Source organism: Acinetobacter sp. NigerLNRRAM0016 (assembly GCF_054112845.1).
On record NZ_JBSYVT010000002.1, the window covers coordinates 258,006 to 269,625 of the forward strand.

13 protein-coding genes are annotated in these 11,620 nt (G+C 38.0%); 2 read left to right on the forward strand and 11 right to left on the reverse strand.

The features are described from left to right. Window positions 1–25: 25 nt before the first annotated feature. Genes ACWQ4X_RS02990 through epmB form a run of 3 tightly spaced genes read right to left on the reverse strand, consistent with a single transcriptional unit; the run spans window position 26 to window position 4,898 of the window. Window positions 26–2,140, reverse strand: a complete 2,115-nt coding sequence (locus ACWQ4X_RS02990; protein WP_457902661.1) for an EAL domain-containing protein — start codon at window positions 2,138–2,140, stop codon at window positions 26–28. Next, complete coding sequence (locus ACWQ4X_RS02995; RefSeq protein WP_457902662.1) at window positions 2,122–3,867, reverse strand: GTPase; 1,746 nt, start codon at window positions 3,865–3,867, stop codon at window positions 2,122–2,124. Before ACWQ4X_RS02995 ends, ACWQ4X_RS02990 begins: the two co-directional genes overlap by 19 nt. Before the next feature lie 14 nt (window positions 3,868–3,881). Beyond that, window positions 3,882–4,898, reverse strand: a complete 1,017-nt coding sequence (gene epmB / locus ACWQ4X_RS03000; protein WP_100242893.1) for an EF-P beta-lysylation protein EpmB — start codon at window positions 4,896–4,898, stop codon at window positions 3,882–3,884. Between the two features lie 90 nt (window positions 4,899–4,988). Between epmB and efp the strand changes: the two genes are divergently transcribed. Next, on the forward strand, window positions 4,989–5,558 hold the full coding sequence (efp, locus tag ACWQ4X_RS03005; RefSeq protein ID WP_100242892.1) for an elongation factor P: 570 nt from the start codon (window positions 4,989–4,991) through the stop codon (window positions 5,556–5,558). Between the two features lie 342 nt (window positions 5,559–5,900). On the opposite strand, the gene ACWQ4X_RS03010 is transcribed toward efp, so the two are convergent. The 8 genes from ACWQ4X_RS03010 to ACWQ4X_RS03045 form a co-directional block, all read right to left on the reverse strand. Next, window positions 5,901–6,119, reverse strand: a complete 219-nt coding sequence (locus ACWQ4X_RS03010; protein WP_161933364.1) for a DUF6500 family protein — start codon at window positions 6,117–6,119, stop codon at window positions 5,901–5,903. Between the two features lie 81 nt (window positions 6,120–6,200). Then, window positions 6,201–6,446 (reverse strand): hypothetical protein, encoded by a 246-nt coding sequence (locus tag ACWQ4X_RS03015; RefSeq protein ID WP_457902663.1) that lies wholly within the window; start codon window positions 6,444–6,446, stop codon window positions 6,201–6,203. An 84-nt stretch (window positions 6,447–6,530) separates the two neighbouring features. Further along, window positions 6,531–6,779, reverse strand: coding sequence for a hypothetical protein (locus ACWQ4X_RS03020; RefSeq protein WP_161933363.1), 249 nt, complete (start codon window positions 6,777–6,779; stop codon window positions 6,531–6,533). Between the two features lie 42 nt (window positions 6,780–6,821). Continuing rightward, window positions 6,822–7,046, reverse strand: coding sequence for a hypothetical protein (locus ACWQ4X_RS03025; protein ID WP_457902664.1), 225 nt, complete (start codon window positions 7,044–7,046; stop codon window positions 6,822–6,824). Window positions 7,047–7,189: 143 nt separating this feature from the next. Next, window positions 7,190–8,410, reverse strand: a complete 1,221-nt coding sequence (locus ACWQ4X_RS03030; RefSeq protein WP_457902665.1) for a glycosyl transferase — start codon at window positions 8,408–8,410, stop codon at window positions 7,190–7,192. A 27-nt stretch (window positions 8,411–8,437) separates the two neighbouring features. Further along, window positions 8,438–9,211 (reverse strand): HAD-IIB family hydrolase, encoded by a 774-nt coding sequence (locus ACWQ4X_RS03035; protein WP_457902666.1) that lies wholly within the window; start codon window positions 9,209–9,211, stop codon window positions 8,438–8,440. A 48-nt stretch (window positions 9,212–9,259) separates the two neighbouring features. Then, window positions 9,260–9,967 (reverse strand): transglutaminase-like domain-containing protein, encoded by a 708-nt coding sequence (locus ACWQ4X_RS03040; protein WP_457902667.1) that lies wholly within the window; start codon window positions 9,965–9,967, stop codon window positions 9,260–9,262. A gap of 204 nt (window positions 9,968–10,171) precedes the next feature. After that, window positions 10,172–10,591 carry a hypothetical protein gene (locus ACWQ4X_RS03045; protein ID WP_142768280.1) on the reverse strand — a complete coding sequence of 140 codons (420 nt, stop codon included), beginning with the start codon at window positions 10,589–10,591 and terminating at the stop codon, window positions 10,172–10,174. A gap of 421 nt (window positions 10,592–11,012) precedes the next feature. On the opposite strand from ACWQ4X_RS03045, the gene ACWQ4X_RS03050 reads away from it, so the two are divergent. Continuing rightward, complete coding sequence (locus ACWQ4X_RS03050; RefSeq protein ID WP_457902668.1) at window positions 11,013–11,477, forward strand: hypothetical protein; 465 nt, start codon at window positions 11,013–11,015, stop codon at window positions 11,475–11,477. Window positions 11,478–11,620: the final 143 nt, after the last annotated feature.

Here is an 11,620-nt window from a genome sequence, read left to right on the forward strand (position 1 = left end):
AGCAATTTATTGCAGTGTACAAGACCTATTGGTCTTGTACATCAATCAAATGATCCAGTTTCTTCTGGAAATAATCCCCTTGAAGATAGCGCGCTTCAACGTTCCAAGCATTCGCAAACATGGTCATATTGTTCAGTTCACGTAACAGCATCTGCATTGGCTTGATTTCATGGAAGTGATTAATTCGTTCCTGTAAATCTTCCGTCGATTTGTCTGAATCCAGCATTTTTGCTAGTTGTGAGTGCAGGGTGACTTGGTGGACGTTCATTTGATTCAAAATAGATTCGCTATAGATCGAATGACCAAAATCACGTAATGAAATTTCTGCACCACTTTGAATTAATTGAGCGGTAAATTTCTGCGCATCATTCAGATTCTTGGAAATATCTTCTTCCGAGAACTGGAGCACTAAAGGATGAGCTTGCTTACTGCCTACAATCGTAATTAATTTGGCAATAAACTCAGGGAAGCTACGGTCAGAGAAGAGCATTTCTTTGTTCAAATTGACTATAATTTTGGCATCTGGATATTGAGTAATAAAGTTATGCAATTGTTTGCATGCTTCAACCAAAATCCAACGATCCAGTTTAATTGAAAACTCAGGATCATCAGCTAACTCTCGAATCGCTGTAATATCTTGCCATGTATTCTTGTAAATGAAGCCGCTGGTAACTTCGTAAGTGTATAAGTTGCTATCTTGCTTGTCATAGAGCTGTTGATATTTCAGATGAATCTCACCACGTTCCAGGCTTTTCTGTAAGGCATTGAGCAGGCTAGTCTCTCCTTGAGGGGAAAGGTCTAGACTATGATCAACTAGCTCGATCTTGCCCGCTGAAGATGCAGCTAGTTCAATACTATTTTCTTGCTGTTCAGGTAAAGGTGTGTTGTATGCACGTTCCGTATATTGCTCAAATTGCTGCTCATCTTTAATTTCTTTATTGATGAGGGTGTAGCCAATGCGCAAATTTAATGGAAACGTTTGCTGATTGACACCTAATAATTGCGGTTTACTTAATGGGCTTAAGCCGATCAGTTTAGACTGAAGCACATCTTCGCTTGCACCTTGGAATAGCCCCACATACAAGGCATGATTGATTTTAAATAATGGAACATTGGTTTGTTCTTTAAGGAAGTTTTGAATATTCGCAAAATAGGCATTTGACGTAGACCAATCTTGCTGAAAGACTGATTCAGGGCAAGCAGCGAGAGAGAACAAAACCAAGGCATTAAAATCAGAAGGTTGTTTTGTAATAGTGCGGTTGATTTGTTGATAGGTATTGGGTTTTTGAGGAGTTGTTTCGGCCACTGGTGTGCTGACTAATGGAGTGGCAATGACTTCATTTGCTGCTAACTCAATGGTGATTTGTAAAGCATCATCTTCACTTGCTGGTAAAAATTCAATCTTGAGTGGATTCAGTTTTACATGATCATTCAGCGTCGTAATTTCTAAACGTGCTTGATCAAATTGACCTTGCGAGATCTTTTTGAAGCGTATTTTAAAATCATTCAAATCTTTGGGTTGTAAGAGATCGAGTAAAGGCAAGCCAATAATCTCATCTTCACTTTTTAAACCAAATAGGTCGAGATAATCCTGATTGGCTTCAATATGAATACCTTCTTGGATAATCGCAACCGCTTTATTGCTTTCAGCAACTAGAGCCTGCGCTTGCGTTTGTACATTTTCCAATTCCTGCATTAAATGCTGTTGCCCTTGGTTTAGGCGGCTAAAGGAAAGTGCACGTAATAAAGATAGATAGAAGCGGTCAGGATAATCTAAGTTAGTGACATCGTAAATTCCTTTGCGAATATACGTCACATATTGATCTGGTTCATAATCATCAGGTTTGAGCAAAATCAGTGGCAGTTCAGGTTGTTTAGATAAGCGAATTAGACTTAATGCTTGCTCATACTTTAAATCGTATGCACGACCAAAAATCACAAGATCCCAATTTAAATGTAATTGTTTTTCGAAGGTCTGAAGATCATCTAGCAAAAATGCATGGACTTGATGTTCGCTTGCGGTTAAAAGCTCACAAATTTTATTAAAACGAATTTGGTTATCATCGATAATGAGTAAACGAGTTTCCGTACGTTTTAACTTTTTGGACAATAGTGGATTTCTCACTTCAATGCTTCCCATAAATCATGATTTTTTATTTCATTGGATTGTTTCTGAATATAGTTTTCGACCAGATGCTCTTGCTGATCATTCAATAATTCAAAATCAAATCGCATAAAACTTTGTGTTATTAAATGTGCTTTTAGTAGATAAACTTTTAGTTCGTCTTGTCCTAAACGTAAATGGATGGTTTGTTTTTCTCTAAATAAATGTGAGCCTGGCAGGATCAGCGTTGTTGATACCTCATTGAGTTCCGAAGTCTGAACCAGTAAAGCAGGGTAGTAATTGCCTGTATTACGGTCATTTTTGACATAAACTGCACAAGGGAAAATATCCTGAGCGAGCATTTCCAAACCAAGTTCGAGACTTTTTTCGGTAGATTGCTTGATCCAACGGACTACGCCACCACGCCATTCGCTTTGTGCATTTTCTTGCACCAGAATAAATTCGCCCGTTTTTAAATGTTTCGGCGTATTGCCTGACCACTTAATACGATAACCATTGACACTGATATCGAGTACTTCAGCAGGATAAATTTGCTTCGCTTCTCGATCTAGGGTTTTAATGTTATTGGTACTGAGTAAATTATTGTCACTCATAGAGCTAAAAATATTACTCTCAGACTGCAAACCATAGTGGGCATCTAGCGCTAAGGTCTCGTTAAAGTTCCGTCCCTTGGACAAATAAAAGTGAGCCACGCTTAGACCAAAGCAAATATGCAATTGAGCCGAGTATTCATAACGTTCATGACGACGTTCTGCATTACTGGTCAGTAGGCTATGAATATGGAAGTGTAAGGCAGGCGTTAGGAAAATTTTCTCATTGCGAGACAGGTATTCGCCATGTTTACCTTGTGCTTCAGTAAGATGGTCTAATAAATTTTGGGTGGAGATATAAATCGATGGCTTAAAACTACTATTCTGATGCGCATTAAATACAGGTGGTAAATCCAAAGAAGTATCTACAACATAGCGTGATAAAGTGGTTTCTTTAGGCAGAATTTGAATCAGTTTTGCCCAATCATTGCTACATAGAAACAGCCCTTGAATTTCGGAAGGTCGAATCTGATGAGGGTTCAAAATATCCAACAAAATAATTTGTGCATAGACCTGACTGATTGTCTGAAGTTGGTGTTGTGTGCCTTGCAATTGATTGATATTGGTTTGGCTGAAGTTTTGCTGTATGGCACTTTGCATCAGCTGGTGGGTTACTAGCCATTGACCTGATAAGGGATTGGTATATAGGATTTGCTGTTGATATAACAGTTGAGAAAGTTGTTGCAATCCATAGTAACTTGCCAGAATACGAGCAGTTTGCAGATTTTTCTTTTGATTAAAGGCAAAGATTGAAAACTTCTGCTGATTGAGTAACTGATCGCATCGTTTTGCAATATCAATATACGTTTTGGCAAAGCAGCTACGCAACAACATCGCCAATTCAATAATATGATCATTACGGTCAGTGGTAATGAGTCCCTGATTGAAAAAATGTTTTTCTAAGCTGGTTAATACATTTTCAATGGTCGGATGAATGGCATGAATAAGATCAAAACGTAAAGTTTCACTGCATTGCAATTCAGAAATTTCGAGTAGGGCATTGAAAAGCGCGCGGGAAGAATCACCTAATTGCAAAATAGATAAATTGGACACCCAATCCTGAATGTCCGTCACCGTGCTTTGGCAAAAGCTCAATTTATCCAACTTTAATTCAGTTGGTGTTTGAAACATTTCTGCGGTGCTCATATTCATAATTGTTATTTAACTCAGAAAGTTGAAACTCCAAAAAGCGGTGTTTTGTTTTTTTCGCCCGCAATTTCCCTGACAAGTTTAGGTACCAAATATCCTGGCAAGTTCGCTAAAACCTCTTTGTAAATTTCATCAATTTCATTTGAAGCCAAATCAAAGTGCTGTGCACCTTTAACCTTGTCGAGAACATGCAAATAGTAAGGCATGACACCAGCTTCAAACAGTCGATAACTTAGATCGACTAAAACTTGTGCAGAATTATTAACCCCATTTAATAAGACTGACTGATTTAAAACGGTGATTTGATTTTGAACCAAAGTTGCAAGTTTGGCACAAGTAAAATCATCCAATTCTGCTGCGTGATTTGAGTGTACCACCAGAATAATGCGTAGCCTACTGTTTTTTAATAAAGAAACAAGCTCTTCATCGACACGGTTGGGGATTACGATAGGAACCCGTGAATGAATTCTCAAAAATTTAATTTGCGGTAATGATTCTAATCGTTCAATCCAGAGTTTTAACTTGCGGTTGGTGAGGGTCAGTGGATCTCCACCACTTAAAATCACCTCATTTACCTCTGGTTGACTTTCAATATAGTCTCGAATATTGAGCCAATCTTCATTTTTCGGTAAGTTTTCTTGATACGGAAAATGACGGCGGAAACAATAACGACAATGTACGGCACAGGCACCCGTCAGCGTCAGTAAAAAACGAGATTTGTATTTATGTAATACACCAGGTTGCTGGTTGGCTTGCTCTTCACCCAAGGGGTCAGTCACAAATTCAGGATGATCATTTAATTCGAGATGATGCGGTAAAACTTGCAATAAAAGCGGGTCAAAGCTATCGCCAATGTTCATTTTTCCGACGAACGCACGTGGAACACGCAATTTGAACTGTTCAGAAGCCAAGATTGCCCCTGATAATAATTGCTCTGGTGATAACTGGAGCGTTTCAAGCAACTCTAAAGGGTCTGTTATTAAGTCACTCAGTTGAGATTGCCAGTTTTGCTCTTGATACAAATAGTTTATCATGCCACGTGTTAAAAATAGTGCTAGTCTAGCATTAATCGACTATTCTAGCATTAACAGATTTTAAGTTAGCAAGTTTGGAGTGTGCCAGTCATGGCCAATTATTCTACAAATGATTTCAAGCAAGGCCTTAAGGTAATGCTTGACGGTAACCCATGTTCAATCATGGAAAACGAATACGTTAAACCTGGTAAAGGTCAAGCGTTTAACCGTGTTAAATTACGTAACCTTAAAACAGGTAAAGTATTAGAAAAAACCTTCAAGTCTGGTGACTCTCTTGAGGGTGCTGACATTGTAGAAGTAGAAATGAACTACTTGTACAACGACGGTGAGTTGTGGAACTTTATGGATCCTGTAACTTTTGAGCAAATCGCGGCAGACAAAAATGCAATGGGCGATGCTGCAAAATGGTTAAAAGACGATTCTAACGAACTTTGCACAATCATGTTGTTCAATGGCGTGCCTTTGAATGTAAACGCTCCGAACTTCGTTGTATTAAAGATCGTTGAGACTGATCCAGGTGTTCGTGGTGATACTTCTGGCGGTGGCGGCAAGCCTGCGAAGTTGGAAACAGGTGCTGTTGTACGTGTTCCATTATTCGTTCAGCAAGAAGAAAGCGTTCGTGTAGATACTCGTACGGGTGAATACTTAGAACGTGCATAATAGTTTTGAATAAAACTATTATCGAAGGGATGATCATCAATCATCCCTTTTTTTGATCTGTAGAATTATAAAAGTTTAATTTTTTTGGTCGCTTATATTTATTTGCATTGTGAAAGATATTCTACAAATGCAGCATAAGTAGTCAAAAATTCTTTCTATAATCCTCAAATGGTTTTGTATATCTTCCTTCTTTAAAACGAGTACCAAGTTTTAGGTTCTACGTTGAGCATCTTTGTAAATACATAAAGAGATAAGCCCTTAACTAAGAATAATGTTGATCCGAATCGTAAACGCATATCAAAATGCTGAAGAGCTTTGTATCATGACTTACTAGACAATAGGCTATGACTCATTTAAAACAAGCTGCTTAATCTTCACGGCTTTTTCAAAGTGATCTAGTTTATGCTGCATGATCCACCAATGTGCTGCTTCCATCAACAGTTCAGGATTGTCATTTTTATTTTTAAAAAAAGCATAAAAAGATAAACCCACGTTGTCGCCTTTTTTCTCAATCTTTTCATTGCAGCCGCGAATAAAAATTTGTTTTAGTTCATCTCTCATATTTTGATTAGTTTCATATTATTGATAAGAATGAAGTACATCTGAACAAAAGCCCTCAGGTGAGGGCTTTTGTTCAATCAATTAATGCGCTTTGCCGTCTTCACCGTCAGGAGTAACTGCATGAGATTCTGTGGTAGGCTGTGCTGGGGACACTGCCGCTGGCTGCGTTGCAACTTTTGGTTCACGGTTAGGCATATACTCTGGATCGCTAGACATCGCCAAATATAAAAAAGTAAAAAAGATGGTCGTGATAATTCCGACAATAACAACAAATTTCCAACCCAATACGGTTGATTCAGTGTCATTAGAAGATGATGTATTTTTCATAAAAAGCCCAGATGGCAAAAAAGTAAAAAAAGCGCCAACCTTATAGCATAAAATTGCATCAATTGAAAAATGATCGAAAACGGATTACTTCAGATTTCTAGGATTGGTTTCAAGTAATGGATTTTGTTTTGCATCATCAATGCACGCTTTGAGGTGATCAATACTTGCTAGTTTTACACTGGCATCTGCATTGGAAAATTTATTATCTAAAATATGATCGACATAATGGAGTAAAAGCTGATCCAGATCATAACCATCTAATTTTAATAAATTTACAAGAGCAGCTAAGGTTGTTTCTGCAAGTTCTTGTTTGGAATACGTCTCTACTGACATGATGTTCTCGTTGTAATTATATAATTGTTTATATTAACAACTTTATTCTTCAAAAACCTCAGCATCCCGCCAAAATTTCCCATGATTTCTTGCCAAATAGCCTTGAGCACTGACTCGATCAATAAATGTCATAGCATGCGCATGATCTTTCATCCATGTATAACGTGTCATAAATTGAGTCTCAATCTCTGAAGGCTCCCAATAATCATGCTGATAGACCACGTTTCGACTCGATAAATATAGGCCTTTCTTTTTGATATACCACATAAAAATTTATCTATAAATAGGTCAGATTGGTAGGTTTAAGGAGTCTTAGGAGAGAGCATCAGAATAAAATAATCATTGTTGTGCTTTTTATAAAGTCACTGGCTCTTCACTGTATTTGTTTACACTTTTTAAGATTAAAAGCTTTAGATGCTTCCGAGATTGTCCTGTTCAACAGCCTGATAGATTTCCTCAAAGATATTTGGGAATGCGGACTGCACTCTATTCCAACTTGGAATAAAGGGTTGATCGTTCGGTCTGTCTATAAATGCTTGACCAGCTTCTAAAATGGACTGGGTAAATAACTCAACGGCAATCTCTTCAACATTTTGATCGAATTTTAGCCCATTCATGACGGCATCATGATGATAAATTTCGATCATATCTAGCGCACTACGATAATAGGTTGCTTTCAAGACTCTAAAGGAGTCGCTGGTTACATTTACACCCAATATCGCCAATTTACGTAATAACGATAAAATGATGTCCTGACTCATACGTTTTAAGCCGCCAGTTCCGTCCTCCTGTGTTAAGAGTTGATGTTTATGTTCATAGTTATCTAAAATTTCGATTTGGCAGCTGCGTTTCGGGCTGTAGTTTCGATAGATTTCCGACAATATTCCAATTTCTAGCCCCCAGTCTGAAGGGATTTTAATGTTGTTTAGGACGCGGGTGCGCATTGCGAACTCCCCAGATAACGCATAGCGAAAATGGGACAAATACGCTAGGAAATCATGATGACCATATACCAGTTGCAAAGAGTGTAATAAAGGACCCACAAGCAGTCGGCAAACACGGCCATTGAGTTTATCTTGAGCTATACGAGAATAATAACCCTTGCAAAAAATGTATTGGAAAGAGGGATTGGCAACAGGGTAGATCAGCCGTGCAAGTAATGAGCGGTCATAGGTTAAAATGTCACAGTCATGCAAAGCGACGCAGTCGGTTCGATCTGATGCTAAGTTGTAACCCATACAAAACCAGACATTACGCCCTTTACCTGCTTCTAATGGAGCAAGTCCTTTCTCCTTTAATTTTTCATCAATGGCTTTTAAACGAGGACCATCATTCCATAAAATGCGATGGCGTTGCGGTAGTCGTCCAAAAAACTCTTTTGCATATAAAAATTGCTCCCGATCCGCCCGATCAAGCCCAATCACAATTTCTTCTAAATAAGGGACTTTGGTGAGTTCATTAATAATGCGATTTAAAGCGGGTCCTTCAAGTTCGCTAAATAAGGAAGGTAAAATTAAGCCCATTTTTCGGCGTTTAGAAAAAGTCAGTAATTCTTTTTCTAAGTCTTCTACAGGTCGACGGGTAAGATTGTGAAAGTTAGTGAACATTCCATTTTGATGGAAATCAGACATATCGCCCTCCTTTTTTAAAGTACATTGCTATAGTAAAAAATGTCGAATACCTTCACACCATCCTTGGGGACCTTGATATTGACTGTGATAAATATTGTGCATGTCTTTACGTTTTAAGTGCATCGTTTTGTCTAAGGCAGAACGAATAATGACTGCATAATCAGTTAGTTCTAAAAAAGATAAGTCATTCGGACTGTCACCTAGACCGATTGTTTTCCACGCTCTCTGTTGTTGTAGTTCGTGTTGCATAAATGCGTTGAATGCTGCGCCTTTATTACTGCCAGCATTCATCACATGCCAAAAGCGACCACCTTGAATCAAATCTAGTTGCTTAGAAGCCAATAATTGCTGAAAAAGCGCTAAATTCTCAGTGGTGTCTTTCCATAAAATTGGTTCAGATGCGATACGTTCTTGCGAAAATCGTGCCTGTTCAAGGCTTAACCCTGTTAACTGTACAACTTGAGTAGTGTTAACATCATGAAATCCAAGGAATTGAAAGCCATAAGATGTTCTAATCTGAGTTAATATTTCTGTAATTTGAGGATAGCTTAGACCAGAAGCTGCCTCAGAAATAATCTGGATCTCATGATTTACAGACAATATTGCACCATTTTCAGCAATATAGGGTTGACCCAGTAAGCCAATTTGCCTTTGCAAGGTTTCAATCTCGGATTGGGTTTTACTGGTACAAAACACAATTGGAATGGCTTTATTTTTTAACTGACTCAAACAGGGTTCTGCTGCAACCCAATCATAATGACGATGATCGAGTAATGAACCATCTAGATCAGTAATGATCATGAATGCTGTTTCATGTCGACGGGTCGTTTTTATAATGTAAATCCTCTGTTAAGACATTTTTGTCGATCGAATCGTATTAACATTTTTATTCATAGAATGCCTGATCCAATTCCTAAAAAGTACGCCCTTTAGGTAACTCAGTTGTTGCTGATGCGTTTTGTAGAAATCATCAGGGCTATCAAACAATCCAAAATCTTGATTAATCCCTTTGTCTTGAATGTAGGTATTGTTGAGATTCCAGTCGATAGGTGGATGATCAAAATTCTCTGTGAAAACTCCAAAACCACAAAATACGTTTGAAGTACTTTTATTCATTTTTTGAAGTTGTGCTAAGTATGGCTGATCTAGAATGATACCTTCTAGAATGTACCAATTGTCATGCACGAAGACTTCGACCCAGCTATGCAAAATATTATCTGGCGATAGTGCGTACCAGATCCCATCAAGCGCACCTTTTTGTAATTTCTTATCGATCGTGAAGCCGTGTAGACGATTAGGAATGCCTACAGCTCTTAATAGTGCCATCAGTAGGGTGGCTTTGGTATTACATTGTCCATAGCCATCCGTTAATACTTCGGATGCGTTGATTACATCACTGGTGTTGTAGCCGAACTTAATCTTATCCCGTACAAAGTTGTAAATCTGTTTGACTTTCTCCACCTCATTCAGTCGATTCCAATCTTTTTGATCAATAAGCTCTTTTATTCGTGGATGATCAAAGTCCAATAAGGGAGTCGCTTTCAGGTATTTTTCCATCGTGATTTCTCATTCTAAAGTCAGTCCCTAGATTAAAAACCATGGAGTAAGACTCAGGTCAACATGCAAAGGAGAATGAGAATTTATGCGAGACTATTCGCAAACTGAATCTTTTTATGTAAGGCAATGGCTCAAAGCAGTTACATTAGAAATTAAGGGAAGAGCATTTTATGGCAAAGGCTCTCAATGAGAGCCTTAAAATACTCATGACTCGCAAAGTTCTGTACATGCACAGCCTATCGCATCGACAAAATGCCAGAAACATATATCTGCCGTGAGGTTTTGTGGCTTGTTGACAATGGTGATGTCAAATAATCGGGCAGAATTGATTTCTATGCCATTGTCATCACCGCCTAGAAATTTAACTTTTCCTTCGGTAGCGACATCGATTGAAACAACGGATGGGGAGCCATAACCTAAGTCATTGAGTGCAGCAAAGGGTTCAAAGATATGTATTATTTTTTTATTTCGATCGACTTGAACCGATATAGAGTCATTACTACTACTGTCTATTAATCCATTAATTACATGTTTTAAATATAAGAAATCATTCTCTTCAAATGATTTTGCCCATGTAATTGAGTTTAAAGCTGTAATTCTGTCTTGATCTATAATTTCAGGCATTGTAATTCCTTATACCATTCTGAAAGCGATGAAGTAATTATTTAGGGAAGGGGTGTTCTACAGTCCTTATTCATGGCACCAATCTAGGTGTACTTGTTATATTTGTGATTCTTGTCATCATCTGATCATCATTTTTCTCCTTTGTTGCCTTAGCGCCGTGACAGAATCCTCCATGTTTTTTGCTAAGTCATCTCTTACATTTATTCAATCTAATAAAAGATAAGAGCCCTGCAGAGTATGAAGTCCAACCATAACGTGTTGCTGACTGAGCGTCAATTTCAAAAATGCTCAAATAAGCATCTATGGGGGAGATGGTCTAACCCGTCATAATTTTTGATTTTTACAAATGTGAAACTATCTATACAATGATGTTTTTTAGCCGATTTATTGGCTTTTTGTTTTTATCTCAGGGGGTGGTTTCATGAAAGGCTTAATCAAAAGTACCTTGGCAATTTTGCCAGCTTTATTCATTTCAACGCATGTATTTGCGCAAGAAGAGTGTCAAATTGCCTACATTACTAATCAAGAACTGGACAATATGATTATAGATAGAGGGCTTGAGCTCGAAGATTACGACAAGACATGTGCATTGTTGAAAGCAGCCAATGCCACGATTGATATTCAGTATGCTTACCAAATTACACCCCATCAAACTTCTGCTTCAACATCCATTCGTTTACTGGCGAATGAGTATTTGGAGCAAGATGTCACTGTATATTCTACAGCAGATAACTGGATGACTTATGATGCTGAACGTACCTCTAAGGCTCAGAAAGATGTTTTATATGATGTTGCCATGATTGGAATTGATGATATTAAACAAGATGCGGCAGATAGCTTGAATGAGCAACGTGCTAAATTTAAGGCTTACCAAGTAAAGAAATAAATCACATTTAAGCCGAAGTGGATTGCACTTCGGTGATCATCATAACTTAAAAAATAGGTTGATTATTGAGGAGAGCTAGCCATTGAACCTCAAATATATATGATCATGTTGTTGAGTTTTAGCATTATTGTACTTGCGCTGTA